The 25,653-nt window shown below is 72.3% G+C and carries 21 protein-coding genes and 1 riboswitch; of the genes, 12 read left to right on the top strand and 9 right to left on the bottom strand.

Annotated features, from left to right (window positions below):
- A partial coding sequence (locus ACWDS7_RS27465; RefSeq protein WP_451931628.1) for an alpha/beta hydrolase occupies positions 1–949 on the bottom strand: 949 nt, incomplete at its 3' end.
- A gap of 123 nt (positions 950–1,072) precedes the next feature.
- On the opposite strand from ACWDS7_RS27465, the gene ACWDS7_RS27460 reads away from it, so the two are divergent.
- Complete coding sequence (locus ACWDS7_RS27460; protein ID WP_451931627.1) at positions 1,073–4,378, top strand: BTAD domain-containing putative transcriptional regulator; 3,306 nt, start codon at positions 1,073–1,075, stop codon at positions 4,376–4,378.
- A 189-nt stretch (positions 4,379–4,567) separates the two neighbouring features.
- Here the strand turns inward: ACWDS7_RS27460 and ACWDS7_RS27455 are convergent, their stop codons facing one another.
- Complete coding sequence (locus ACWDS7_RS27455) at positions 4,568–4,870, bottom strand: hypothetical protein (protein ID WP_451931626.1); 303 nt, start codon at positions 4,868–4,870, stop codon at positions 4,568–4,570.
- 104 nt (positions 4,871–4,974) lie between these two features.
- On the opposite strand from ACWDS7_RS27455, the gene ACWDS7_RS27450 reads away from it, so the two are divergent.
- Complete coding sequence (locus ACWDS7_RS27450; protein WP_451931625.1) at positions 4,975–5,262, top strand: hypothetical protein; 288 nt, start codon at positions 4,975–4,977, stop codon at positions 5,260–5,262.
- 344 nt (positions 5,263–5,606) lie between these two features.
- Here the strand turns inward: ACWDS7_RS27450 and metH are convergent, their stop codons facing one another.
- The 3 genes from metH to ACWDS7_RS27435 all read right to left on the bottom strand — a co-directional run bounded on the left by metH (position 5,607) and on the right by ACWDS7_RS27435 (position 10,757).
- Entirely contained in the window at positions 5,607–9,347 is a 3,741-nt protein-coding gene (metH, locus tag ACWDS7_RS27445) for a methionine synthase (protein ID WP_451931624.1), read from the bottom strand.
- A gap of 14 nt (positions 9,348–9,361) precedes the next feature.
- A riboswitch (S-adenosyl-L-homocysteine riboswitch) is annotated at positions 9,362–9,436 on the bottom strand.
- 138 nt (positions 9,437–9,574) lie between these two features.
- The gene (locus tag ACWDS7_RS27440; protein WP_451931623.1) at positions 9,575–9,997 is read right to left on the bottom strand and encodes a DoxX family protein; all 423 of its coding nucleotides are present in this window, start codon (positions 9,995–9,997) and stop codon (positions 9,575–9,577) included.
- Between the two features lie 313 nt (positions 9,998–10,310).
- Positions 10,311–10,757 carry an Lrp/AsnC family transcriptional regulator gene (locus ACWDS7_RS27435; protein WP_306874022.1) on the bottom strand — a complete coding sequence of 149 codons (447 nt, stop codon included), beginning with the start codon at positions 10,755–10,757 and terminating at the stop codon, positions 10,311–10,313.
- A gap of 93 nt (positions 10,758–10,850) precedes the next feature.
- Here ACWDS7_RS27435 and ACWDS7_RS27430 point away from each other — a divergent pair, with 93 nt between their 5' ends.
- Both ACWDS7_RS27430 and ACWDS7_RS27425 read left to right on the top strand, forming a co-directional pair.
- Positions 10,851–11,720, top strand: a complete 870-nt coding sequence (locus ACWDS7_RS27430) for an LLM class flavin-dependent oxidoreductase (RefSeq protein WP_306874020.1) — start codon at positions 10,851–10,853, stop codon at positions 11,718–11,720.
- Complete coding sequence (locus ACWDS7_RS27425) at positions 11,717–12,142, top strand: nucleoside deaminase (protein ID WP_451931622.1); 426 nt, start codon at positions 11,717–11,719, stop codon at positions 12,140–12,142. The genes ACWDS7_RS27430 and ACWDS7_RS27425 overlap by 4 nt, the downstream gene beginning before the upstream one ends.
- Positions 12,143–12,332: 190 nt before the next feature.
- Here ACWDS7_RS27425 and ACWDS7_RS27420 read toward each other — a convergent pair whose 3' ends face one another.
- On the bottom strand, positions 12,333–12,929 hold the full coding sequence (locus ACWDS7_RS27420) for a TIGR03086 family metal-binding protein (protein WP_451931621.1): 597 nt from the start codon (positions 12,927–12,929) through the stop codon (positions 12,333–12,335).
- Between the two features lie 255 nt (positions 12,930–13,184).
- Between ACWDS7_RS27420 and ACWDS7_RS27415 the strand changes: the two genes are divergently transcribed.
- From ACWDS7_RS27415 to ACWDS7_RS27400, 4 genes are all read left to right on the top strand, one after another.
- A complete protein-coding gene (locus ACWDS7_RS27415) occupies positions 13,185–13,760 on the top strand; it encodes an ArsR/SmtB family transcription factor (protein WP_451931620.1) in 576 nt (191 codons plus the stop codon).
- Between the two features lie 155 nt (positions 13,761–13,915).
- Positions 13,916–15,130, top strand: a complete 1,215-nt coding sequence (locus ACWDS7_RS27410) for an MFS transporter (protein WP_306874012.1) — start codon at positions 13,916–13,918, stop codon at positions 15,128–15,130.
- 241 nt (positions 15,131–15,371) lie between these two features.
- Positions 15,372–15,908 (top strand): hypothetical protein, encoded by a 537-nt coding sequence (locus ACWDS7_RS27405; RefSeq protein ID WP_451931619.1) that lies wholly within the window; start codon positions 15,372–15,374, stop codon positions 15,906–15,908.
- 319 nt (positions 15,909–16,227) lie between these two features.
- Positions 16,228–16,992 (top strand): hypothetical protein, encoded by a 765-nt coding sequence (locus ACWDS7_RS27400; protein ID WP_451931618.1) that lies wholly within the window; start codon positions 16,228–16,230, stop codon positions 16,990–16,992.
- A gap of 299 nt (positions 16,993–17,291) precedes the next feature.
- Here the strand turns inward: ACWDS7_RS27400 and ACWDS7_RS27395 are convergent, their stop codons facing one another.
- Entirely contained in the window at positions 17,292–18,203 is a 912-nt protein-coding gene (locus tag ACWDS7_RS27395) for a hypothetical protein (RefSeq protein WP_451931617.1), read from the bottom strand.
- Positions 18,204–18,486: 283 nt separating this feature from the next.
- On the opposite strand from ACWDS7_RS27395, the gene ACWDS7_RS27390 reads away from it, so the two are divergent.
- The 3 genes from ACWDS7_RS27390 (at position 18,487) to ACWDS7_RS27380 (ending at position 20,313) form a co-directional block, all read left to right on the top strand.
- Positions 18,487–18,855 carry a nuclear transport factor 2 family protein gene (locus ACWDS7_RS27390; RefSeq protein ID WP_451931616.1) on the top strand — a complete coding sequence of 123 codons (369 nt, stop codon included), beginning with the start codon at positions 18,487–18,489 and terminating at the stop codon, positions 18,853–18,855.
- A gap of 297 nt (positions 18,856–19,152) precedes the next feature.
- Complete coding sequence (locus tag ACWDS7_RS27385; protein ID WP_451931615.1) at positions 19,153–19,506, top strand: hypothetical protein; 354 nt, start codon at positions 19,153–19,155, stop codon at positions 19,504–19,506.
- A 42-nt stretch (positions 19,507–19,548) separates the two neighbouring features.
- Positions 19,549–20,313: a hypothetical protein gene (locus ACWDS7_RS27380; protein WP_451931614.1), complete on the top strand. Its 765-nt coding sequence runs from the start codon at positions 19,549–19,551 to the stop codon at positions 20,311–20,313.
- Positions 20,314–20,623: 310 nt separating this feature from the next.
- On the opposite strand, the gene ACWDS7_RS27375 is transcribed toward ACWDS7_RS27380, so the two are convergent.
- On the bottom strand, positions 20,624–21,994 hold the full coding sequence (locus ACWDS7_RS27375) for an alpha/beta hydrolase family protein (protein WP_451931613.1): 1,371 nt from the start codon (positions 21,992–21,994) through the stop codon (positions 20,624–20,626).
- Positions 21,995–22,242: 248 nt separating this feature from the next.
- Here ACWDS7_RS27375 and ACWDS7_RS27370 point away from each other — a divergent pair, with 248 nt between their 5' ends.
- Positions 22,243–23,631: a sensor histidine kinase gene (locus ACWDS7_RS27370; RefSeq protein ID WP_451931612.1), complete on the top strand. Its 1,389-nt coding sequence runs from the start codon at positions 22,243–22,245 to the stop codon at positions 23,629–23,631.
- A gap of 205 nt (positions 23,632–23,836) precedes the next feature.
- Here ACWDS7_RS27370 and ACWDS7_RS27365 read toward each other — a convergent pair whose 3' ends face one another.
- Positions 23,837–25,441 (bottom strand): fatty acyl-CoA synthetase, encoded by a 1,605-nt coding sequence (locus ACWDS7_RS27365; protein WP_451931611.1) that lies wholly within the window; start codon positions 25,439–25,441, stop codon positions 23,837–23,839.
- Positions 25,442–25,653 lie beyond the last annotated feature (212 nt).

The raw sequence follows: 25,653 nt of genomic DNA, 5'->3' as shown, positions 1-25,653 counted from the left end.
GCGGGTCATCGCGGACAGCAGCTCCTGGCGGCGGGCGGCGGCCATGACCAGGGAGGCGTCCGACCGGTCGACCGGTCCCCGGGGGGCGCCGGCCATCCTTGATGACCTCGGCCGGGGCTTCTTCGGCCATGAAGTGCCCGTAGGGCACGGAGTTGTGCTCCAGGTCCGGTGCCCATGCCCGCCAACGGGCGGCGGCGTCGAAGCCGAGGGCGGCGCCCCAGTCCTGCTGCAGTACGGTCACCGGCATCCGCAGCCGGTTGCCCGCCTGCCGGTCGGCCCGGTCGTGTTCGACGTCGACGGCGGCTGAGGCCCGGTAGTCGGCGACGATCGAGGGGATGGCCTCACGGGAGGCCTTCAGGTAGGCGGCGCGGACGTCGGCGGGGATCGCGTCCGGGTCGACGGCCCAGATGTCGAGGAAGTGGCCGAAGAACGCGTCCGCCGAGCCGCTGATCATGGTCTCGGGCAGTCCGGGCGGCTGGGCCATCAGGTAGAGGTGGAAGCCGACGGCGGCGGAGGCGCCACGCATCACGTCCCACATGTCGAGGGTCGGCAGGACGTCCAGCGAGGCCAGGTGGGTGACCACGCCGGGGTGGTCGAGCCCGGCGCGGACGGCGACCAGCGCGCCCCGGTCGTGGCCGGCCAGCGCGAAGCGGTCGTGCCCGAGGGCCCGGGCGAGGGCGACGACGTCGGCGGCCATCGTGCGCTTGGAGTAGGTCTGCCCGTCGGTGTCGGCCGGCTTGTCGCTGTCGCCGTAGCCGCGCAGGTCGGGGCAGATCACCGTGTGATCGGCGGCCAGGTCGGCGGCGACGTGCCGCCACATCAGGTGGGTCTGGGGGAATCCGTGCAGCAGTACGACGGGGCTGCCCGAGCCGCCCACCGCGACGTTGAGCTCCACGCCCTCGGCGACGGCGACGCGCCGCCGGGCGAATCCAGTGATCTTCGGTGCCATCTCGGCTCTCCCTTTCGGTCCGGTCGGTGGTGGCCCCCAACCTGCCGTCCGCCGATCAGCACGCGGTCAGCGGCGGCTCAGCGGGCGGCGGGGAGGGCCACGTGGGCGGATAGGTTGGTGCCGATGGTGCGTTTTGGTGTGCTGGGCCCGCTGGAGGCCGAGAACGAGCACGGCCCGGTCAACCTCAGGGGCCTGCGGCACCGGGCCGTCCTGGCCCGGCTGCTGGTCGCCGGGGGCCGGGTCGTGCCGGCCACGTGGCTGATCGGCGACCTCTGGGACGACCCGCAGGAGGGTGCCCTCGGCGCCGTCCAGACCTTCGTCGGCGCGCTGCGGAAGGCTCTCGAACCGGACCGCCCGCCCCGCACGCCCTCCCGGCTGCTGGTCACGGCGTCACCCGGCTACGCGCTGCGCGCCGAGCCCGAGGCGGTGGACGCCTGGCGCTTCGAGGCCATGGTCGCCGAGTCCGCCCGGCTGCTGGCCGGGGGCGAGGCCGAGCCGGCCCGCATCCTGCTGGACGATGCGCTCGGGCTGTGGCGGGGGCCGGCGTACGCGGAGTTCGCCGAGCAGGACTGGGCGCGTGGTGAGGCCGCCCGGCTGCACGAGCTGCGGCTGCTGGCCGTGGGACGCCGTGCCGAAGCGGCGTTGGCCTTGGGGCGGGCAGCCGAGTCGGTGCCCGACCTGGAGGCCCATGTCGCGGCTCATCCGCTGCGCGAGGACGGCTGGCGGCTGCTGGCGCTGGCGCTCTATCGGAGCGACCGGCAGGGCGACGCGCTGGCCACGCTCCGCCGGGCCCGCGAGGTCCTGCGCACCGAGCTCGGCGTGGACCCCGGCCAGAGCCTGCGGCAGCTGGAGGCGGACATCCTCGCCCAGGCCCCGCACCTCACCGCCCGCCCCGCTGCACAGCCGCGGGGTCCGGCACCGGCGCCGGCCGGCCGGTCCCGGGCGGTCGAGCACCCGTTCGTCGGCCGCACCGGGGAGCTGGCCGGGCTGGAGGAAGCCGCCACGGCCACGGCGACGGCGGGCCGGCCGCGGCTCGCGCTGCTGTCCGGAGCCGCCGGCGCGGGCAAGACCGCGCTGGCCAGGATCCTGACCACACGCCTGGAGGCCGCCGGCTGGACCACCGCGTGGGGCAGCAGCCCCGAACTCCCGGGCGCGCCCGCGGCGTGGCCGTGGACACAGCTGCGCGAGAGCCTCGCCGCGGCCGGACACGGGCCCGCGCCCACCGGCACCGCCGGCGACGAGGCCCCGGGGGACGATCCCGTCGCGGCACGGTTCCGCCGGCACCGCGCGATCGGCTCCCACCTGGCCGCGGTCGCCGCGAAGAGCCCGGTCCTGCTGGTCTTCGACGACCTGCACTGGGCGGACGAGGAGACCCTCGCCCTGCTGGGCGCGCTGGCCACCGACCTCGACGCCGGGCCCGTGCTGATCGTCGGCACCTACCGTTCGACCGAGATCTCCGCAGGCCTGGCCGAGGCGCTGGGCCGTGTCGCCCGCGCCGAACCGGCCCGGATCTACCTGGGCGGCCTAACCGAGCCGCAGGTACGGGAGATGGTCCAGGCCGTCACCGGCCGCGAGACGGCCCCGCGCGACGCACGCGTGATCCACGCGCGGAGCGCGGGCAACCCGTTCTTCGTCCGGGAGCTCACCCGGCTCTGGGAGAGTGAGGGCGAGGCGGCCCTGCACGCCGTGCCGGCAGGCGTACGCGACGTCATCCGCCACCGGGTGGCCAGGCTCACCGAGACGGCGCGGACACACCTGCGCCAGGCCGCGGTCGTCGGCCAGGAGGTCGACCTCGACGTGCTGATCCCGCTCGCCGGGGACGAGGACCTGGTCTTGGACTCCGTCGAGTCCGCCCTCCTCGCGGGCTTCCTGGTCGAGCAGGACGCCGACCGCCTGCGGTTCGCCCACGCCCTGGTGCACGAGACGCTCTACGACGACATCGCGCGCGCCCGCCGGGCCCGGTGGCACGCCGCGGCCGCCGAGATCATCGAAGGGGCACGGCCCGGCGACGTGGAGGCGATCGCCCACCACTACCTGCGGGCGGGGAGCCGGGCCACCGCGGCCCGTACCGCGCATTACACGCGCGCCGCGGCCGAGCGCGCAGAGCACCGGTCCGCCCCGCACGAGGCGGCACGCCTGTGGCGGGAGACGGTCGCGGCCCTGGACCGCTCGGGCGACGGCGACGCCCGCGCCCGTCTTGAGGCGGTCATGGGCATGGTCCGGGCCCTGGCGGTGACCGGCGACCTGCGGCGGGCGCGGCGCCACCGGGCGGAGGCGATCACCGCGGCCGAGGCCCTCGGCGACCCGGTGCTGACCGCCGGTGTGATCGGCTCCTTCGACGTGCCCGCGATCTGGACGGCCAACGACGACGAGGCCCTGTCCGCCCGTCTCGTCACGGCCGCCGAACACGCGCTGGCCACCCTGCCCTCCGGCCACGAGGCCGAGCGCGCCCGCCTCCTCGTCACCATCGCGATGGAACGGCGCGCCGACGCCGGGCGACGGGGTGACCAGGTGGCCCGGGAGGCCGAGACCATCGCCCGCGGCCGGCCCGACCCCACCCTGCTGGCCTACGCGCTCAACGGCCGTTACATGCAGACCTTCCACCGGGCCGGGCTCGCCCCGCACCGGGCCCGGATCGGCGAGGAACTGCTCGACCTGGCCACCCGGCACGGCGGCCTGGTGACCTTCGAAGTGCTCGGACACCTGATCCTCCTCCAGTCCCGCGCCGCGCTCGCCGACCTCGAGGCGGCCGACCGGCACGCCGCCGCGGCCGACCTCCTCGCCGAACGCTACGGACTGCCCCTCGTCGGCGTGTTCACCGGCTGGTACGCCGCGCTCCGGCTCGCGGTGACCGGCAGACACGATGAGGCGCGGACCGCCTACCGCGCCGCCGCCGCCCGGCTCACGGGCACCGGAATGCCCGGCGTGGAGGAAGGGATCCTCCCGCTCGCACTGCTCTGCCTCGACGCCCCCGACACGGGGCCGGTCGGCGTGACGGACGCCGACTGGGGTCCGTACGAGAGCTGGGCCCGCCCGCTGGTCCTGCTCGCCCAGGGCGACCGCGACCAGGCGCTCACCGCCGCGCGCGCCATCCCGGACTCCCCGCGCGACCTGCTCTTCGAGGCACGGACCTGCCTACACGCCATGATCGCGATCCAGGCCGGGGACCGGCCGAGCATGGAACGCCTCTACACCCGGCTGCTCCCCGCGGCCGGGGAGCTCGCCGGAGCCGGCAGCGGCCTGCTCAGCCTCGGCCCCACGGCACACCACCTCGGCCACCTGTCCACCGCCCTCGGGCGACACGGCCAAGCCGCCGAGCACTACCGGCAGGCACAGGCGGTCGCCGACAGAGCCCGGGCGCCGCACTGGTCCGCCGCCGCCCGCGACGCGCTGCACCGCCTCGGCGAGCAGTCCGCGACGGCGGGCTGACCGGCGGAGGCGGACCCGGGTCGAGGACCGAGGTGGTTCACGGCTCGGTCCAGCGTGACGGTGAGCTCGATAATCGCGGCCGTGGTCGTCCTGGAGGCGCTCGATGTCGTCCTCGCCGAAGTAGGCGCTGGTAGGACACCAGGGCGCCGGCGATCTAGGTGCCGCCGATGTCGATGGCCGCGGCGGGTCTCATCCCTTCAGCCCCGTGTGCGCCAGGCCCTTGATGAACTGGCGCTGGGCGATGACGAACACCACGAGGATCGGCAGTGCCGTCAGTGAGGCCGCCGCGAGCTGGGTGTTCCACATCGGCCCGCCGTAGGCGTCGACGAACTGCGTCAGTGCCTGCGGCAGCGTGAACTTCTCCGGTGAGGAGAGGTAGGCGATCGGCTCCAGGAAGAGGTTCCAGGAGTGCAGAAAGGTGAAGACGGCGACCGCGCCGAGCGCGGGGTCGGCTGTTCGGTATGTCCTGACCCGGTGGCAGGAAGCTGCCACCGGCGGGGAACTTGCTGACTCCGTTTCACCTGGTTCACGGGTCCGCCGGAGCGCAGAGTTGGTTGTGCGAGGACAGAACAACCACTCAAGAAACGAGAAAAGAAATGCAGAACTCCGCCGCCTACCCGGTCAAGAACACTTTCGCCGCCAAGCTGTCGACCGCGATCGTCACCGGGGTCATCGCCTGCACCGCCGTCATCGGCGGCTACTCCGTCACGGGCGCGGCGGGCACCACGTGGGACTCGGCGTCGGCGGTCGCGGCGGGTACCACCTGGGACAGCACGGACGGCACCACCTGGGACTCCACCGACGGCACCACCTGGGACTCCACCGACGGCACCACCTGGGACAGCACCGACGGCACCACCTGGGACTCCGCCGGCAGGCTGTGAACCACTCCGGTAAAACAATTCAGAGAACGGAAAAAGGGCATATAAAAACGCCGGCCGGGCCGTACAGACAGCAGGCCGCATCGGAAACACCGCGTTAATTCACCGATCGGCGGAGTGCGGGTGATGACCCTCCCGCCCGGACCGCGGCACAAGAGCTCACGACAGCCGCCGCGGACAGCCTCGACCGGACGCACGCCGACGGGGACGCCACCACCGCACAGACCCGCGTGACGACGACCGCGGATCCCCTCCAGAGCCTCCTCCGCCCCGCTCTCCACGGTCGAAGATCTCCGCGGGCGTGCCTCGGACGCGGCCGGCCCCGCGGACGGCGCCGGCCGCCCGGGTCACTGGGGGTCGTAGGCGAGATTCGGGCGCAGCCAGCGTTCGACCACGGAAAGGTCGAGCTCCCGCCGGAGGGCGTAGTCCTCGGTCTGGTCCTTGCCGACGCGCCCCACGGTGAAGTATCGCGACGACGGGTGGGCGAACAGCAGCCCGCTGACGCTGGCGGCAGGGGCCATCGCGAAGGACTCGGTCAGGGTCATGCCGAGCTGCCCCGCGTCGAGCAGGTCGAACAGGACCTGCTTCTGGCTGTGGTCCGGGCACGCCGGATAGCCGAGCGCGGGACGGATGCCGCGGAAGCGCTCAGCGTGCAGATCCGCCAGTGAGGGATCGGCGTCCGGCTCGTACCAGTCACGCCGCGCCTGGAGATGGATGTGCTCGGCGAACGCCTCGGCGAGCCGGTCGGCGAGGGCCTTCACCATGATCGCGCGGTAGTCGTCGTGGCGGGCCTCGAAGTCGGCGGCCAGGGCTCCGGCTCCGTGGACGGCCACGGCGAACCCGCCGAGGTGGTCCCCGGCCGGGGCCACGTAGTCGGCCAGGCACCGGTTGGGCCGTCCCTCGGGCTTGGCCGTCTGCTGGCGCAACATCGGCAGACGGAGGCCGCCACGCTCACCCGCTCCCGGTGACCCGGCCTCGATCAGGATGTCGTCGCCCTCGGACCGGGCCGGCCAGAAGCCGTAGGCGCCCCGGGCGTGGAACGAGCCGTCCGCGATGATCTGGTCGAGCAGGGTGTTCGCGTCGTCGTAGAGCTCACGGGCCACCGGCTGGTCGAGGATCGCCGGATACTTCCCCTTCAGCTGCCAGGCGAGGAAGAGGAACTGCCAGTCGATCATCCCGCGGAGGGTGGTCAGGTCCGGCTGGACGGTGCGGACACCGGTGAAGGGAGGGACGGGCAGGTCGTCGAACGGGACCCGCTCCCGGTTCGCGCGGGCCTGCGCCAGGGTCAGCAGGGGACGGCGCTCCTTGGTGGCGTGCTGCTCGCGCAGGCGCTCCTGCTCGGCGCGGTTGGCGACGGCCAGCTCCTCGGCGCGCTGGGGGTCCAGCAGATCCGCGACCACGCCGACGACGCGGGAGGCGTCGAGCACGTGAACCGTGGTGCCGTCGTAGGCGGGGGCGATGCGGACCGCGGTGTGCTGGCGTGACGTCGTGGCGCCGCCGATCAGCAGGGGCAGCTTCAGCCCGCGGCGCTGCATCTCCGCGGCGACGGCGACCATCTCGTCCAGCGACGGGGTGATCAGCCCGGAGAGCCCGATGGCGTCGGCGCCTTCGGTGACCGCGGTGTCGAGAATGCGGGCGGCGGGGACCATGACACCGAGGTCGATGACCTCGTAGTTGTTGCAGCCGAGGACGACGCCCACGATGTTCTTGCCGATGTCGTGCACGTCGCCCTTGACGGTCGCGAGCACCACCTTCCCGCTGCCGCGACCGGTGTCGGCGCGTCCGGCCAGCCGCGCCTGCTCCTTCTCGGCCTCCATGTAGGGCTCGAGGTAGGCGACCGAGCGCTTCATCACCCGCGCGCTCTTGACCACCTGCGGCAGGAACATCTTCCCGGAGCCGAACAGGTCGCCCACGGTCTTCATGCCGTCCATGAGCGGTCCCTCGATCACGTCGAGGGGGCGGGCCGCCCGCTGCCGGGCCTCCTCGGTGTCGGCCTCGATGAAGTCGACGATGCCGTGCACGAGCGCGTACGCCAGCCGCTCCTCCACCGGAGTGTCGCGCCAGGACAGGTCCACGCTCCGGCGGGTGCCGGCCCCGCTCACCGTCTCGGCGAACGCGACGAGCCGGTCGGTGGCATCGGCCCGCCGGTCGAAGATCACATCCTCGACGAGTTCGAGCAGATCCGCGGGGATGTCCTCGTAGACCGCGAGCTGCCCCGCGTTGACGATGCCCATGTCCAGCCCGGCGCGTACGGCGTGCAGCAGGAAGGCCGAGTGCATCGCCTCGCGCACGACGTCGTTGCCGCGGAAGGAGAACGACAGGTTGGAGATGCCGCCGCTGGTCCGTGCCCCCGGGCACCGCTGCTTGATGAGCGGCAGCGCGTCGATGAACGCCTTCGCGTAGCCGTTGTGCTCGGCGATGCCGGTGGCGACCGCGAGCACGTTGGGGTCGAACACGATGTCCTCGGCCGGGAAGCCGGCCTGCTGCGTGAGCAGGTCGTAGGCGCGGGCGCAGATCGACACCTTGCGCTCGACGGTGTCGGCCTGCCCCTGCTCGTCGAAGGCCATGACGACCACGCCGGCGCCGTAGTCCCGGATGCGCCGGGCCTGCTCCAGGAACGGGCCCTCGCCCTCCTTGAGGCTGATCGAGTTGACGACGCCCTTGCCCTGCACGCACTTGAGCCCGGCCTCCAGCACGCTCCACCGCGAGCTGTCGATCATGACCGGGATACGGGCCACCTCGGGCTCGGTCGCGATCAGGTTCAGGAACGTGGTCATGGCCCGCTCGCTGTCGAGCAGGTCGGCGTCCATGTTGACGTCGAGCAGGTTTGCCCCGCCGCGCACCTGCTCCAGCGCGACGTCGACGGCGGCCTGGTGGTCGTCCGCCTCGATCAGGCGCCGGAAGCGCGCCGAACCCGTGACGTTGGTGCGCTCGCCGATCATGACGAACCCGGTGTCCGCGCCGATCTCGAAGGGCTCCAGACCGCTGAAGCGGGTGCGCGCCGGCGGCGCCGGGACCGGGCGCGGCGGGAGGGCGGACACGGCGGAGGCGATCTGCGTGATGTGCGCGGGCGTGGTCCCGCAGCAGCCGCCGACGATGTTGACCATTCCCGACGCGGCGAACTCGCCGAGCATCCCCGCGGTCTCCTGCGGCGTCTGGTCGTAGCCGCCGAACGCGTTGGGCAGACCGGCGTTGGGATGGCAGGCCGTGTAGACACCGGCGAGCCGCGACAGCTCGGCGACGTGGGGGCGCATCTCCTCGGCGCCCAGCGAGCAGTTCACGCCGACCACCAGCGGATCGGCGTGCTCGATCGAGTTCCAGAACGCCTCGACGGTCTGCCCCGACAGCGTGCGCCCGCTCAGGTCGACGATCGTCACCGAGATCCACAGCGGCAGGTCCGGTGCGACGTCGCGGGCGGCCGCGAGCGCGGCCTTCGCGTTGAGCGTGTCGAAGATCGTCTCGATCAGCAGCAGGTCGACCCCACCGTCGGCCAGCGCCTGGATCTGCTCGGCGTAGGCGGCGTAGACCTCTTCGAACGACACCGCGCGGAACGCGGGGTCCTCCACGCGCGGGGACAGTGAGAGCGTGACGTTCAGCGGGCCGATCGAACCGGCGACGAAACGGCCGCCCGCCTCGTCGGCGGCCTGGCGCGCCAGCTGGGCTCCCCGCAGGTTCATCTCCCGCACCAGCGGCTGCAGCAGGTAGTCCGACTGGCCGATGCTCGTCGCGGTGAACGTGTTCGTCGTGGTGATGTCGGCGCCCGCAGCCAGGTACTGCCGGTGAATGTCGAGGATGACATCCGGGCGGGTCAGGTTCAGCAGGTCCGGGTCGCCGGTCACGTCACACGGGTGGTCCGGCAGCAGCTGTCCGCGGTAGTCGGCCGGGGTGAGCGCGGCGCCCTGCAGCATCGTGCCCCAGGCTCCGTCGAGCACCGCGACCCGCCGGTCCAGAAGCTCCTTCAGGGCCTGCGTCCGGCTGCCGGCCCCCGCCGCCGGGCTCGTCTGCCGCGCTCGGCCCGCCCCGATGCCGGGTGCGTGCCGGACGGTGTCACGCCCGTGCCCGTCACTGTGGTTTGAAGACGACCTCACCTGAGCACCTCCGCTGCCGGAGGCGCCCTTGGGGAACAGTCCAGACCGAGCGTGGCGGGCCTGAGCCCGTCGCAGCGCCTCTCGGTCTGGAGGCCGAGAATATCAAGAGGAACGGCTCGCCGGAACGCCTCCACGCCATGCCGGGCCGTACCGCCGCGGATGCGGGGAGCCGCGGGCGGCCGCCGATCCGGCCGCGGGTGGCGCCCGGCGAGGCGGCTGCCGCCTGGTCAGGCCGCCCCGACCGGTGTGGCGGACGCCTGCCCGCGGGTACGGCCCAGCCATGTGTCGAGCGCCCACGCTCCGGGACCGGCCACCGCGATCAGCAGGAACGCCCAGGAGTAGACGGCGGCCAGCTCGCCGTCGTTCTCCAGCGGCCACAGGGCCTTCGGCTGGTGGACGACGAAGTACGCGTAGGCCATCTCACCCGAGCAGATCAGCGCCGTGATCCGCGTGCCGAGGCCGAGAACGAGCAGGATGCCGCCGAAGAGCTCGATGACGCCCCCGTACCAGTGCGGCCAGGAGCCGACGCTGACCGCCTCGGCGCCGAACGCGCCGAAGATCTTGGCCGCGCCGTGGCAGGCGAAGAGCAGCGCGACGACGATGCGGAACACCGACAGGACGTACGGCGTGGCCGGCTCGACGGATTTCATGGTGGCTTTCCTCTTCTGCTGCGCCCCGCCCCGGATGGGAGCGCGGAGGCGGAATGGGAGACGGCGTCCTCCGCACAGGCGTCGGCTCGCCGGAATCACCACGGTGTTCAGGCGCAAGCCGCCGATCTGCCCCTTCTCACCCTTTCGGGGCTGGTGACAAGCCTGCCCGCCTGGCGGGCGGCTTCCCGGTAGCTCAGGGAAATTTTGACTGGATTTCGCTGACCTGCGGAGAACCGGTGGGTCGGCGGCCCGGACCGTCCGAGGGCCAGGTCGGATCGGTGGCTGTCGTATCCGGCCCCGGCCTCGGCCCCGGTCAGGGCCCCTGGGGTCCGCGGTAGGGCAGGGTCTGGCTGTAGACGATGTTGGTGGTGGTGCTGCCGAACTGGGCCAGTTCGTTGACGAGCTGTTCGAGGTGGGCCATGGACGCCGCGGCCACCTTGAGCGTGTAGCAGTCGTCGCCGGTGGTCCGCAGGCATTCCAGGATCTCGAAGCGCTCGCCCAGGAGCTGGTGCAGGGGCTGGTGCCGGCTGCCGGGATATTTGAGGCGCACCACGGCGAGCACCGCGAAACCGGCCTTCGCCAGGTCGACGGTGGCCTGATAGCCGGTGATGACACCCGTCGCCTCCAGCCGCTTGACCCGCTCGGTCGTCGCGGAGGCGCTGAGGTTCACCCGCCGTCCCAGTTCGGTGAGCGGGATGCGGCCGTCTCGCTGGAGTTCGACCAGGATGGACCAGTCGGTCGCGTCAAGATTCTCGGCCATCTGGCAAAGATACCGGCAGATCCACGGCCGATCGGCCCATGTGTCGGGAAGACTCTCTTCCGGCCGGAGATGATCACTGGATAGCCTGAAATCGTGCAAATAGGAGTTAACGTCCCGAATTTCGGGCCTGGCACCGATCCCGGCGTGCTACGGCGCTGGGCGCAGACGGTGGAGGGTCTCGGCTTCGACCTGCTGATGGTCTCGGACCACGTCGTGGTGACACCCGATGTCGCCGAGCAGTATCCGGGGCCGTTCTACGAACCCTTCACCACTCTCGCCTGGCTGGCCGGCATCACCGACCGGATCCGGCTCGGGACCACGGTGCTCATCGTGCCGTACCGGCATCCGCTGCTCGTCGCCCGCATGGCGGCCAATCTCAACCAGCTCAGCGGGGGGCGGCTGGTCCTCGGCGTGGGCGTCGGCTGGGCGCGGCAGGAGTTCGACGCGCTCGGGGTCCCGTTCCAGCAGCGCGGGAAGCTGACCGACGACCACCTCCGGGCGATACGTGCCGCCTGGGACGACGACGGGGACTACCGCAGCGGGCGGATACCGATCTGGATCGGCGGCAACAGCGACGCCGGCCTGCGCCGGGCGGTACGCCTCGGCGAGCCGTGGCATCCGCTCCGGTCCACCCTCGCCTGGCTGCGCGAGGCGCCGGCGCGGATGAAGGCCGCCGCGGATGAGCAGCGGCGGCCGGTGCCCGCCCTGGTCCCCCGCATCGCCCTGCGGTTCACCGACTCACCGATCACCGACCCCGGACGGCTCGCCGGTGAGGGCACGGTCGACCAGGTCCTCGACGACCTCGAACAGCTACGCCTCCTCGGCGCCGACACCGTCGTGCTCGACCCGTTCAACGGCGACCCGTACGAGACCTGCCGCCCGCAGGTGGCGTGGCAGGCGCTCGCGACCCTGGCCGCCCACTGGGACCTGGGCACCCATCACACACAGACGGAGCAGCCGTGACACACGACGACGAACGCTTTCTCCGCAGGGCCATCGAGCTCGCCGCCACGTCACGGGCCGCCGGGGACGCGCCGTTCGGATCGCTGCTGGTGGGACCGGACGGCACGGTGCTCGCCGAGGACCGCAACACGGTTCTCAGCGACGCCGACATCTCCGCCCACCCCGAGCTGAAGCTGGCCAGATGGGCGGCCCAGGAACTCGACCCCGGCACCGCGGCCGCCACCACCATGTACACCAGCTGCCAGCCCTGCGGCATGTGCGCGGGCGCCATCGAACGGTCCGGCCTCGGCCGTGTCGTGTTCGCGCTCTCCAACGAGCAGCTCGCCGCCCTCAAGCCGGGCGGCGGCTGGCCGCACGTGCCTCAGGAGGGCCCCGCACTGCTCGACGAGGCGCGCGTCCCGATCGAGGGCTACTACCACTGATCCACCACGGCGGAACGGATCCCCGCGCCGGCGTCCCGCCCATACGCCCCATGTGCCGGCCGGGGTCGTATCCCTCGCCCGGAGCCGGAGCCGGAGCCGGAGCCGGAGCCGGAGCCGGAGCTGGAGCCGGAGCTGGTCCGGGCCTGCGGTCCCCTCCGGACGGCCGCCGGGGGATGAGGTGGATCGCCGGTCAGGCGGTCCAGTCGGGGCGGCGGCCGAGGTAGCGCAGCAGCGCGGCGACCTCGTCGTCCCCGTCCTCGGCTCCGAGCGCCGGCGCGTAGGCGCCGAACGCCCTGAGCGGCTCGACGATGGCGGTGGCGACGGGCATCAGCTCCCGGGCGAGCTCCGGGGTGAGCGGTGAGGGCCGGCCGGTGGCGACGGCGATGTCCCAGGCGTGGACCGCGGCGTCGAGGGCGCAGGCGCCGACCCCGAGCGGGGCGGGCAGCTTGCCGGGCGGCACCGGGACCGAGACCTCCTGGACGTCCTCGCCGACGGTCGCCCAGGCGTCGGCGGCGGCCTTCATCGCCTCCTCCGCCATGTCCAGGGGGGAGCCGTCCAGCTTGCCGGAGGGCGCGAACGGGTTCTCGGACGGCCCCGGACCTCCCGTGATGAAGGAGGCGAAGCCGATCTGGTCGCCCGCGGCGTGCTGGAGCACCTGGGTCACGGTCCACCCCGCGCAGGGGGTGGGGAGGTCCCAGTCTTCGGCGGCCACGCCGCGGACGGCCGTGCGCAGTGCCTCATGCGCGTCGTTCAGCACGGCCCACTCGGTCACGGTGTTGTCGCTCATCGCTTCCCCGTCTCTCGGTCCGGTCGGAACCGCCATCCTCCGGCGCGGTCCGTCATGTCCTCATCATAGCAGAACGGAATCATCTATTCCATAATTCTCGGCCGGGCGTCCCCGGACCGGACCGGCTGCGTCCCGGGGTGTTGGAGCCCGTCCCGGCCGCCCCGCGCCGACGGCCCCCGGGATGGTCGGCTCCGGCCGCACCAAAAGCCAAAGAGTTGTTTGACACTTGGCTTATGCCAAAGATATCTTTGACATATGAAGATCACCGACCCGCGCGCCATGCGTGCGCTGGCCCACCCCCTCCGGCTGGACCTGATGGACCTGCTGGGCCGGATCGGCCCCGCCACGGCGGCGGTCTGCGCCCGGCACCTGGGCACGACCCAGGCCTCCTGCTCCTTCCACCTGCGCCAGCTCGCCAAGTACGGCTACGTCGTCGAGGCCGAGAGCGAGGACCAGCGGGAGCGGCCCTGGCGGGTCGCCGACATGGAACAGAGCTGGTCGTCGAGCACGGGCGGCGTCGCGGCCGCCGAGCTGGAGCGGGTCTTCGTCGAGCGCGAGGCCACCCGGCTCCTCGACTGGACCCAGGCCCGCCCGCACACTCCTGAGGAGTGGCGCACGGCCGCCTTTCTCAACGGCGTCACCGCGCCGATGACCGCGCAGGAGCTCGACGGACTGGGCGAGCAGCTCGCCGCGGTGCTGGCCCCCTACATCGAGCGGGCGACCGGCCGTGCCGCCGTCCCGCAGGACGCCAGATACGTCCGGATCCTGCTCTCCGGGACGCCGCTCCCGGACTCCCCGCCCATCGCGGACTCCCCGCCCGTCCCCGACTGACCGCTCCGGAGCGCCACCCCGGACCGCCCCACGCCCGGTGGTCGCGGACCGGTGCCGCCCAGGCCGCCCCCGGCACTCCGCCGTCCGGGGCGACCGGCCCCGGACTCACTCCGCCGCCTTCCCCCCGCTTTCCCCCCGCCCGCGAAAGGTCGACCGTGACCGCCCTGCGCAACCCCCTCTTCCGCCGGCTCCTGGTCGGCGAGGCCGTCTCCAGTTTCGGGGACAGCGCGCTGTACCTCTCCCTGGGCATCTGGGCCAAGGACCTCACCGGCTCCGACGCCGCCGCCGGACTGGTCTTCCTCTTCCTCGCCCTGCCCGGGCTGATCTCCCCGCTCTACGGCCACGTCGTGGACCGCGTCCGCCGCAGGCCGCTGCTCGTCGCGATGTACGGCACGATGGCGCTCGTCGTCCTGGCCCTGACCCTGGTCCGCTCCGCCGACCAGATCTGGATCCTCTACGCCGTCGCCCTCGCCTACGGGGTCACCTTCTCCGTCCCCGCGCACGGCGCGCTGCTGAAGGACATCCTGCCCTCCGCGGCGGCGGTCAGCGCCCGTGCGGCCCTGATCACGGTACGGCAGGGCGTACGGATCGCCTCGCCCGTCGCCGGAGCCGGCATCTACCTGGCCTTCGGTGGCGGGACGCTCGCGGTCGTCGACGCCGTGACGTTCGTGGTCGCGATCCTCGTCCTGGCCTCGCTCAAGATCGTCGAATCCGAGCCGGAGCCCGCCGGCCAGCTCTTCCTCCCGGCCGTCACCGCCGGATTCCGCTACCTGTGGCGGGTGCCGCTCCTGGTCAGGCTGGCCCTCGCCTCGACGATCTTCATGGCGACCGTGGGCCTGATGGACACGGCCGTGTTCATCGCCATCGACCGGGGCCTGGGGCAGCCCGCCGCCTTCTTCGGCGTCCTCACCACGGTCCAGGGTGCGGGCTCCGTCGTCGGCGGTCTGCTGGCCGGGACGCTGGTCCGGCGCCTCGGCGAGGCGCGCGGGTCGAGCGTCGGCTACGCGGTCTTCGCCCTGGGCGCCGGGACCTTCCTGGTGCCCTCGCCCGTGCTCTTCCTCGCCGGGGCGGCGATCTACGGCCTGGCCATCCCCCTGTTCGACATCGCCCTCGGCACCGCGCAGCACCTGTACGTCCCCGCCCGGCTCCAGGGCCGCGTGGGCGCGGCCATCGGCATGCTCTCCACCGTGGCCCAGTCGGTCTCCATCGCCGCCGGAGCGGCGCTGGCCGGAATCGTCGACTACCGCATCATGTACGCCCTGATCGCCCTGACGGCTCTGGCCTGTGCGGCGCTCATCCTGCTCCGCCCGGCTCCCGTCCCCGAGGTCGTCCCCTCCGTCGCCGACGAGCGGGCCGTCGAGCACGCGTGAGCCGTTCGCCGGCGGGGGCTACCGCACGGCACGGGCGGTGCTCCTCGCCGCCGCCCGGCGCGCGGTGGAGATCAGCGCCCTGACCTCGGGTTCGGCCGTCGGCCGCGGGGGAAGAACCCCTCCGACGGGCAGACGCATCCGGGCGGAGAGGTTGCGCGACAGGCGAGGGACCCGCCGCCGGGCGGTCCGGTGGATCGCCTGCGATGGCGGGTCTCGTCCTGTGAGCCTTCGGGGGGATGCCATGCGGACCAGATCGCCCGTGCCCGCCGGTGCCGGGCGGGTCCGGTCCGCCGCCGTCGTGGCGGCCGTGTTGCTCGCCGGCTGCGACCCGGGCGGGGCGCCGGCACCGTGGACCGTCGCGGCGCCGGGCAGTGCGGCGCTCGCACCCGGGACGGTCCGGGACTCGCCGGCGTCGCCGCGGGCCTCCGACGGGACCGACCTGGCGGCCTGTCAGGACGCCGACTGCGAAGTGGAGGTCCGGCCGGGTGACCGGCTGAGGATCGACGCCGGATTCGGCGTGGATGAGATCACCGTCAGATCCCTCGGCGGAGAGGAGATCCGGCTGGGTCTCAGAGGCTCCTCGGGCGACCTCCACATCGAGGGGGAGAGCGTCAGTGTCGAGGACGACTGCACCGACGGCCGCTGCCGGAGCGTAGGAGAGCTGTCGCTGGCCACCGGCGATCAGGGCCGGATCAACGGAGTCCTGCTGCGCCTGGCGGAGCTGGCCTCCGGCCGTGCCGTCCTGGTGCTCTCACCGCACATAAGAGCTGTCCCGTAACTCGGCGGGCGGACTGGCGTCGGAGCTGGTGTGCAGGTGCTGTCGGTGGAGCGTCGTGAGCTCATCGAGGTGTTCACCGGGCCGCGTCCGGCCCGGTCCCGGTGACCGCACCCGCCGCCACCCGTAGGCAGGCGAGGTCGTCATCGTCGACGGCACCTGGTTCCCGTCCGCGACCGCATGGACAGGGCGCTCGCTGAGGGGAGCACCGCCCGCCATGGAGGTCCAGGACCGAACGCCTTCATGCGCACCCACGGGTCCGGTAAAGTAGCGATCTTCGGCTGGCGCGAGCTCCCGGAGTCCTTGAAGGCGAACGCCCACGATGAGCTTCGACCAGACGCCCACCCGGATCCGTCTCGACGCCGCGCTGAACCGCGTGGCCGTCACCTTCCGCGGCATGACCGCCCGTCCCGACGAGCACAACTGCGAGTGCCACTGGGGCAGCGCGGAAGAGCTCGCGCAGCTGAAGGCGCCGGATGTGGAGCTGGACCCCGACCTGCTCCGTCGCACCTGGGAGGCCGTCGACTGGGATGACCATGCATCCGTGCTGCGCCGCATTCTGCCGCAGTTCTCCAGGGCCCTCGTCCACGGCCTCGTCGAGGCTTTCTCCGGCATGGAGGAGGTCGGACATTCACTCGCTCGCGGTCACTGGCAGCAGTGGCCTGCCGGGCAGGCCGCGGCGGTACGGGAATTCCTGCACGCCTGGTGGGCCCACACTCTCACCGATCCGGATCCCGCCGTGCCCGCGCACGAGGTCCTCGCCCTGTGTGCCGAAGCCTCCGCCACGCTCAGCCCATGGCTGCACGCCTGGGAAACGCAGACACACACCGTGGCTGACCAGCACCTGGTCGGAGCGGCGGCGCACTGGGAGTACGACCTGCTGGGAGATCAACTCCCTTGGGAGGCGCGGAACTGGGGGGACCAGGAAGAGACGCGTACCGAGTTGACGGCCTGGCTGATCCGTCATGCCCCTGCCCGGCTCCGCACTCGGAACGCCCCCGCGGAACTGCTCCACCGGATACGGCTGCTCGGCCTCGACGGCCCCGCCCGCTGGGAGGACCCGCACTGGCCCGGCCACAGATACTGAGCCACCGCCCACCGCTGATCTCCGCACTCAGCCTTCTCGAAGGCCGCACGGTGGCGTCGGCGTTACGAGACAGCCTTTGGCCACCGGGAGGGCGCCCGGCCGCTCAGGTGAGTCGCCGTACCGTCCGTGGGACGCGGTGATCCGGCTGACGTAGGCCGGGAGCGGCCGGCCTGACGCCGGCCGCTCCCGGGACGGACGGTGACGTCGACCACGGGCCGGCGGTCGCCGGGACCCTCCTGAGCGGCGCCGATCGACATGCCGGTCACGCGTTGCACGGTGGGAGGCCGTATCGGCGGCCGTCAGCCTCTGGCGTTGCGGCGCAGGATGTCGATGGCGCGCACGGTGGTGTGGCCGCGCCAGTCGAGGGCGCCGCCCGGTGAGATCTCGGCGTAGTCGACCGTCCATCCACCGTCGTCCTGTTGCAGGCCCGCCAGGCGGTCCAGGTCGGCGGAGATCACCTCCGGGGCGAACAGCGCCCGCGCCGGGCGGCCGGGGAACGGCGCGAAGTCGAGCGGGTGCAGCGTCTCCTCCTCGGTGCCGCCCTCGACGTGCAGCCGCCCGTCGGCGGGGATGTGCCCGCCGAGACGGCTCAGCAGGCCGGCCGCCTCGGGGTGGACGTCGTGCACGCTGTCGAGGAAGCGCACCGCGAAGGCCAGCACGTACGCGTGGGGCGTCCGGTCGATCGCCTCGATGGCGGCCAGGCAGTAGCGGGTGACCCGGTCGAGCCAGGGATGGGCGGCGACGGCCGGATCGTGGGCGGCGACGCGGCGGGCGGCGGCCGCGGTCACGGCGCTGATCTGCAACGAGGAGATCGTGGGGTCGGCGCTGCTCCACCAGGGGGCGGTGCCGGCGCCGGTGGTGAGGGGCAGCGCGAACGGCAGGCCGCCGTCGGGCAGGGAGACCGACTCCAGCCAGTCGCACAGGGCGGCGGCCTGCGGGGCGGTGGCCGGGGCGATGTCCTCGAACACCTCGAAGGCGTGCAGCGCGGCCCCCGGCTGGCTCTCGGGGGAGCGCAGGTCGGGCTCCAGCCCCCAGCCGTAGCCGCCGTCGGGGTTGCGGTAGCCGTCCAGCGCGGTCAGCGCCGGGGCGGGGTCGCCGTCGCCCATCAGCAGGTGGAAGCGGCGGCGGTCCAGGACGCGCGCGTGGCCGGCCATGAATGAGGCGGCCGCGGAGAGGTCGATGTTCATGCGTTCGTGTCCTGGCCCGTTCATGTGTTCATCCTGTCCCGGTCGTGGAGGTGCGGGCCCGCGGGCTCCGGCTGTCGCCGGACGCCGACGGGCGTCATGGACGGTCGCCGCCGGTGGTGATCCGATCCCCGCCCGTCTGTCACCCATCTTCCCGACGGGGCCGGTGGGGCGTCTTGCAGATTCCGGACACGCCGGCCCGGAGCCGCCGCGTGGGCGGAGGGCAGTCCGTTGACCAGGAGTTCCCAAACACCTCCCACCGGACGGGTCGCGGGCCCCGGCCCGCCGGCCGGTGAAGTAGAACGGCTCCATGACAGATCTCAGCCGTGTCGCCACGTGGATCGACGGCTACGTCCAGGCATGGAACTCCAACGATCCGGCTCACATCGGCGCCCTGTTCACCGAGGACGCCACGTACTGCACCGCACCGTTCCAGCCGCCCTGGCGCGGCCGCGGGCAGATCGTCGAGCGCTGGCTGGAGGCCAGGGACGAGCCTGGCGAGACCACGTTCGACTGGCGTCCGGTGACCGTCACCGACGAGGTGGCGATCATCCAGGGGACCACCGCCTACCCGGACCGCGCCTACAGCAACCTGTGGGTGATCCGCCTCGACCCCGAGGGCCGCTGCCGCGAGTTCACCGAGTGGTGGATGGAGCACCCCGCCTCTCCGGCCGGCTGAAGGGCGGCAGGGAAGGAACGGGCCGCATCGGGCGATGCCCTACTGGGTGTAGCTCGTTCTCAGTGAGTGTCTGAACCGGGCTTTTATGGTCAGCCAGTCATGACTGTTCGATCGGGATGCCGCCTTCTGCTGTGGGGGCAGGCGTGTGAGGCGGTGGTCCACGATGCGGTCCCTGCGCCACGCCGCCCACCCGATGTGATCAGCCTCGGCGGGCGCAGCGGCGAACGACCGGTGTGAGCCGGATCCCGCGCGAGCGAGAAATGGATCTACGGATCGCTCATCGCCCCGGCGGGCCAGGTGATCAGGGCGGCGTTCGACCAGGCCGATTCCCGCGACAGCGTGCGTGCCCGGACCTGGGTAGTACTGGTTGACGGCGACCCGCACCGGATTCGACTGCTGCACGCCGAGGCCGTCCGCCGCAGCGTGACCATCAATATCGTCTGCGACCTGATCCACGTCCTGGAGTACTGCCGGCGCGGGGCACGCTGCCTGCACGCCGCCGACGACCCTGCCGCTGAACAATGCGTCGCCGCCGGGGCGCTGGGTCTGCCGGCCGGGAACAGCGATCAGGTCATCGACTTGAAACGCAGTGACTCGATACGAGTTGCCCACCCGTTGGAGATGGTCGACACCGCGACGTCCGGCCCATGAAATGTGGTGATTGTGGGCCGCTGCCCGATCTAGGGTGCGGGCATGTCCTATGTGCTCCACGGTGTTGTCGGTGATTTTGACCATCTCCGCTCCCTGTCGGACGATGTGCCACGGGCTGTGGTGGCGCCCCTCCGGCAACGCCTGGGGCTGCTACCGGTGACTGACGAGATTTTCAACGAGCTGACCGACACGCGGCGGGAGAGCGGGCCGTTCATGCTCATGTCCCCAGGGTTCGCCGAGAGACTGAAGAACTGGTCACGCGGCGGCCATATCGCTTACGTGGAAGCGGACTTCTGGGGCGGTAACGGCAGCCAGGCCGCTGCCCTGTGGGAGAACGGCCGTCAGAGCTGGGGTCCCGAGTACGCATCGATCCGGGCCGGACTGCCACACGAGGACCGGCCGATCAACGCCGTGCTCGCGCGCCTCGGAGTGGTCGGAGCGGGTGCGTCGGACCTCTTCGACACGGTCGGCTTTGGGCAGGAACGCGACATGGAGGGGTGGCGCTGGGCGGGCCTACATGCCCTGGACGCCGCCGACTACGACGTGTGGGAGGCCGCGTGCCGTGCCAAGGAAGAGGCCGATGCCCGCGCCGCCGCCGAACGTGACAGGTACACCAGGCGTGACGATGTCCCCGTCGCATTCGACGGCAGAACGGTGATGCAGATGCTCGACATTCCGCCCTCCCCAATGGTGGGGGCGGCGATCCGGCATCTCCAGGAGGTTCACCTGGAACGTGGCTCCCTCACCCGCGACGAGGCCGCCACCGAACTTCGCCGCTGGGCCCAGAGCTTCCGAAGCACTCGATGAGTCGCGAGCCGCCGGGATATGACACGCGGTGAACGTAGTGGCACTGACGTTCGAGACGGAATCGCCCAGTTGGCGACCGAGACGCCGCCGACACGCGGTTGACACCAGCGGCGATCGAGCGCTGTATGCCTCTGAGCCTGGTCCTACAGCGGCTGACCACCACCCGCCAGTGCCCGCAGGAACGAGGGCCGTCAACACAGCTACCAGTGCCTCACATGCCGGCACCCACGAGTAAAGCCGGTCCCGCGATCCAGCGATCACGACGAGAAAGGCAGATCGACAAGTCGCTGCGGGAGAGCTACACCCTGCCCTACTCGCAGGTCTTCGTCTCCGGAGCGCAGAGCTTGACCTCGGGGTAGCGTGCCGACGGCCTGTCCAGCAGGGGCTGCGCCCGCTTCAGCAGGTGCAGGTCGAAGAAGGCGCGGACGTACCTTCGGGTGATCTCCAAGGAACGGACCCCGGACAGCTCGGCGCCGCCGCCGATGCCGAGCTGGTCAGCCAGTGGCATGACGTCGGTGAAGGACTCGTGCGCCGCGCCGGTCAGCAGCAGCCAGCGCTTCCATCCGGTCAGGAGCTTCCAGTCGCGCTCCCAGGTGTCGGCCGGGCCGCCGGCTCCCGGGGTGTAGGTGGCGGGCTTGCCCAGGAACATGAACGGCCTCGACAGCCCGCTGTCGAGGATCCCGGTGGGCGTGGTGCCGTCGATGTCGATCCCGGCGCGGAGCCGGGAGTCCTTGACCATCGCGGCGATGGTGCTCGCGCCGCCCGCGGAGTGGCCCGCCATCGCGATCCGGGACGGGTCGATCAGCGAAGCGCCCTTCCACCTGGGGCGCGGCCCGGTCAGTTGGTCGATCACGAAGGAGACGTCGGCCGCCCGGCCCTTCGACAGCTTCGTGAAGAGCGACGGGTCGTGGTCGCCCTCGCAGGGGACGCAGGTGGTGACCCGTCCGTCGGGGAAGGTCGTGGCCACGTTCTCGTAGGTGTGATCGATCCCGGCCACCACGTAGCCCCTGCTCGCCAGATCCTCGGCGAGCGCGGTCAGCGTGCTGCGGGGCTTGGTGAAACCGGGGGAGAGCACCACGAGGGGCAGACCGCGCTTGCGCCCCGCCGGTTTCACGTCGGTGAAGGCGTTGGTGCGCGTCCTGCTGAGCACCTCAAGCGGTACACCGGTTATCTTGCCCTCCTTGAGAAGGAGCTCCGACTCCTTCGGAGTCATGTACCGCGCCCGCCGGCGGCCCGGTGACTCCGCCGGATACCACAGGGAGACCATGAGCTCCCGGGCCTTCACGGTGGGGACCCAGGGATCGGGGCGGGAGGTGTCCTTCAGGTACAGGGACGTGGTGCCGACCGGATGGGAGCCGGTCGGCTCGGGCAGGAACGGCGTGCGGCTCGGCGCGGCCGAGGAGGCGGCGGAGGCGGGCGCGGGCGCGGATCCGGACGCCGCGGAGGCGGGCACGGAGGCGGATCCGGACGCCGCGGAGGCGGGCGCGGGCGCGAGGGACGCCGACCCCGCGAAGGCGAGCAGTCCGGCGACGGCGACCACGCCGCCACGCAGGACCGGATTCCGCCGCCTCGGCTCTCCGCGGCCGGAGGGCCCCGTCACGGCGGCGGCCTCGCTATCTCCGGCGGGGAGCGTCGGCACGCCTCCGTCGTACCGCCTGGCCGCGCCTTCCGGCTCTGTCACACGACGCATGGGATATCCGTTCTTCCGGTCGGGAGGGCCGCCTCGACGGGGGAGCCCCGCGGCGGCCTGGTGGCGGGAACGAAGCTAGGCGCAGCCGATCTTCACGCGCATCGGCCGCCGCGCCGACATCGGATACTTCCCGGGAACGACCCGCCCCGATGTCATCCCTGCGATGTACTCCCGACGGGCACCGCCCCGGTCACTCAGGACGATGCGCGGCCGATCACGCGGACGCGACAATGTTGCCGGTGACAGCAGATGAACGACGGCTCCGGCGGCGGTACACGCTCGGCATGCTGCGACCGGAGGCGCGGACCGCCCGGCCGTCCCGCGGAGCACTCGTCGCCGACGCGCTGCTCGCGGCCGTCCTGACCGTCGCCGCGGTTTTCGCGGCGACGGGCTTCCAGAGCCCTGACCGTCACGTCGGCGAGGGGCCGCACCCGGTGTTCGAGCTGCTGCAGCTCCCGTCCGGCCTCCGGGCCTCACCTCCCGCACTTCCCCTGCCGCCGCCCTTGCCGGCCCTGCCGCCCCCGGGCGCGAGCGCCGGCACGCGGTCGCCCGAGCCGGTCCGGCCCGCTCCGCCCGCGGAGGCCGGCCCCGACGGGTACGGCCCGCCTCTGCTCCTGGTGGTGCTCACCGCGTCACCGCTGGCGGCCCGGCGCCGCTATCCCCTCACCACCTTCTGGGTGGTGCTGTCCGCGACGCTGGCCACGAACGGGGGCGAGACGTGGATCACCGTGTTGACCTGTGCGATCGCCGCCTACAGCGCCATCGCCCACAGCCGCAACCGGGTGCCCGCGGTGGCGGGCATCCTGCTCGCCGCCGTGCTGGCCGGTGCGGTGGGCCGAGACATCGTCCCCAGCCTCCCCAGTTGGCTGGGGCCCTACGTGATCCTGCTCAGCGCCGGAGCTTTAGCGAGCTTTGTCCGGTTCTGGCGGCACAGCCGGAGCCGGCTCGCCGAACTGCAGCAGGCCCAGGAGGACGCCATGCGCAAGGCGGTCCAGGCCGAGCGTTCCCGGATCGCGAGCGAACTCCACGACGTGGTGACCCACAACGTCAGCGTGATGGTGATCCAGGCCGGTGCCGCGCGCAAGGTGATGGACATGCGGCCGGAGCAGTCCAAGGAGGCCCTGATCGCGATCGAGGCCAGCGGCCGGGCGGCCATGGCCGAACTGCGCAACGTCATGGGCCTGCTCGCCGGCCCGGAGAGCGGGCGCTCCGACGGCTCGGGTGACGGACTCGAACCGCAGCCCGGTCTCGACCAGCTCGACGGCCTCATCGAGCGGGTCCGCGCCGCCGGGGTGGCTGTGGACGTCAAGGTCTCGCCGCCGCGCGGCCCCCTTCCTCCCGGGGTCGACCTGGCGGTCTACCGCGTCGTGCAGGAGGCCCTGACCAACACGATGAAGCACGCCGCCGGCGCGGCGGCGTCCGTCGCGATCGGCCACGACGGCGACTTCCTGGAGATCGAGGTCACCGACACCGGAGGCACGCAGACCGCCCGGTCACGGAGCGGCGACGGCCGCGGGCTGATCGGCCTGCGCGAGCGGCTCGCCCTCTACGGCGGAACCCTGGACGCCACCCGCGGAACCGGCGGCGGATACCGGCTCAGGGCCCGCATCCCGTGGAGGGCCGCGTGAGTCCGCCGCGTGGCGGACCGTCCGCCGGACAGGGGCGGGCGTCAGCACGTGACCGGCGCGGCGGCAGGCCGCCACGGCTCGGCCGACGTCGGTCCGCCCGCTCCGCCACGGCTCGGCCGACGTCGGTCCGCCCGCTCCGCCATGGTCTCCTCCCACGCCGTGGCGTGATCCCCGAGAAGGCTCCGGAAGCTCAAGCGACGGCCGCTCAGCGTCCGGCGCCCGCGTCGGCGATCCGGTCCGCGAGCCCGCCGTGCAGCTCCCGGAGCTCGCGCTTGAGGATCTTGCCGCTGGGGTTCTTCGGGAGCGCGTCGACGAACGCGAACGCCTTGGGAACCTTGAACGGCGCCAGCCGTTCACGGGCGTGCGCCCGCAACTCCTCCTCGGTGAGGGCCGCACCGGCCCTGGTCACCACGATCGCGACGACCGCCTCGATCCAGCTCGGATGGCTGACTCCGACGACCGCCACCTCGGCGACGGCGGGGTGCAGGTAGAGCGTCTCCTCGACCTCGCGGCTGGCGACGTTCTCCCCACCGGTCTTGATCATGTCCTTGATCCGGTCGACGACCGTGAGGTAACCCTCCTCGTCCATCGTCCCCAGGTCGCCGGAGTGGAACCAGCCGCCGCGGAACGCTTCGGCGGTCTTGCCGGGGTCGTCGAGGTATTCGAGGATGGCGTGCGGGCTCCGATGGACGATCTCCCCGATCTCACCGGCGGGCACGTCCCGGCCCTCCGCGTCCACGACGCGGGTCTCCACGTTCAGGGCGGCCTGACCGGCGGATCCGGCCTTGCGGATCTGGTCCTCGGGCTGGAGCATGACGGCGACGGGCGCCATCTCCGTCTGGCCGTAGAAGTTCCACAGGCGCACGCCGGGCAGCCGCTCGCCGATCTCCCGGAGCACCTCCACGGGCATGATCGCCGCTCCGTAGTAGCCCTTGCGCAGGGAGGAGAGGTCGCGCTTGTCGAAGTCCGGATGGCGCAGCAGGCCGATCCACACCGTCGGCGGCGCGAAGAACTTGGTCACCCGGTGGCTTTCGATGGCGGCGAGCACCGCGGCCGGGTCGGGGCCGGGCAGGATGACGCTGGAGGCTCCGAGCTGTATGTCGGGCACCAGGAAGCAGTGCTGCTGCGCGCAGTGGAACAGCGGCATCGAGTGCAGCTCCACGTCATCGCGGTCCATGCCGCCGTCGATGATGCAGCTGCCGTACTGGGCGATCAACGCGGCGTGGGACAGGACCGCGCCCTTGGGGCGTGACTCGGTGCCCGAGGTGTAGAGGATCTGGGCCGGCGCGTCCGGCGCGATGGGCACCGCGGGCTCGCGGGAGTCGGCGTGCTCCAGCAGCGCCGAGAACGGCTCCCACCCCTCCGCCGCCGCGCCGTACACGATCCGGGTCCGCGGACCCTCCGTCCCCTCGATCGCCGCTCCGGCGACCGGCAGGAGCGCGTCCTGCACGAGCAGGGCGACAGCCGAGGAATGACGGACGACGTATCCGACCTCCTCACCCCGGAGCATGAAGTTGATCGGCACCAGTACGGCACCCGCCCGGGCGACGGCGAAGATCGTCTGGACGTACTCGACGCTGTTGCGCGACAGCACCGCCACCCGGTCGCCGGCGCCCACCCCCCTTTCGACAAGCGCGTTGGCGATCCGGCCGGCGTCCTCGTCGAGCTGGGCGTAGGTCCGGCTGCTCACGCCGTCCGACACGGCGAGCCGGTCGGGGTGGCGCCGGGCGGACCGGCGGAGCAGGTCGGCCAGCGATTGACGACGGGCAAGCGCGACATCCGCCTGTTCCGAGGCTCCGGCAAGAGGCATGGGCTTCTCCAGAATGGTCGCCACAGACAAAACTTCTGGTAAGAGTAGCGATATCCACCCTTGTCGCGTCCAGTGGTGATCCGACCTGGCTGACGCTCCGCGGGCCGTCACCGCCCGCGTCTCCGCCCGCCGCCTCCGCGGGCCCTCACCACCTGCCGCCTCCGTGTCCCGATCTCGGCATGGATGGTGGTGGTCATCATCCAACGTGAAGA

The sequence above is a fragment of the Streptosporangium sp. NPDC003464 genome (genome assembly GCF_053588315.1).
This window is presented reverse-complemented; position numbering and strand designations above follow the sequence as displayed.

Coding starts and splice junctions, on each gene's coding strand:
- ACWDS7_RS27460 (WP_451931627.1), top strand. CDS start 1,073: ATGGTGCGTTTTGGTGTGCTGGGCCCGCTGGAGGCCGAGAACGAGCAC.
- ACWDS7_RS27365 (WP_451931611.1), bottom strand. CDS start 25,441: ATGCCTCTTGCCGGAGCCTCGGAACAGGCGGATGTCGCGCTTGCCCGT.
- ACWDS7_RS27450 (WP_451931625.1), top strand. CDS start 4,975: ATGCAGAACTCCGCCGCCTACCCGGTCAAGAACACTTTCGCCGCCAAG.
- ACWDS7_RS27440 (WP_451931623.1), bottom strand. CDS start 9,997: ATGAAATCCGTCGAGCCGGCCACGCCGTACGTCCTGTCGGTGTTCCGC.
- ACWDS7_RS27435 (WP_306874022.1), bottom strand. CDS start 10,757: ATGGCCGAGAATCTTGACGCGACCGACTGGTCCATCCTGGTCGAACTC.
- ACWDS7_RS27390 (WP_451931616.1), top strand. CDS start 18,487: ATGACAGATCTCAGCCGTGTCGCCACGTGGATCGACGGCTACGTCCAG.
- ACWDS7_RS27415 (WP_451931620.1), top strand. CDS start 13,185: ATGAAGATCACCGACCCGCGCGCCATGCGTGCGCTGGCCCACCCCCTC.
- ACWDS7_RS27380 (WP_451931614.1), top strand. CDS start 19,549: ATGTCCTATGTGCTCCACGGTGTTGTCGGTGATTTTGACCATCTCCGC.
- ACWDS7_RS27420 (WP_451931621.1), bottom strand. CDS start 12,929: ATGAGCGACAACACCGTGACCGAGTGGGCCGTGCTGAACGACGCGCAT.
- ACWDS7_RS27400 (WP_451931618.1), top strand. CDS start 16,228: ATGAGCTTCGACCAGACGCCCACCCGGATCCGTCTCGACGCCGCGCTG.
- ACWDS7_RS27395 (WP_451931617.1), bottom strand. CDS start 18,203: ATGAACGGGCCAGGACACGAACGCATGAACATCGACCTCTCCGCGGCC.
- ACWDS7_RS27405 (WP_451931619.1), top strand. CDS start 15,372: ATGCGGACCAGATCGCCCGTGCCCGCCGGTGCCGGGCGGGTCCGGTCC.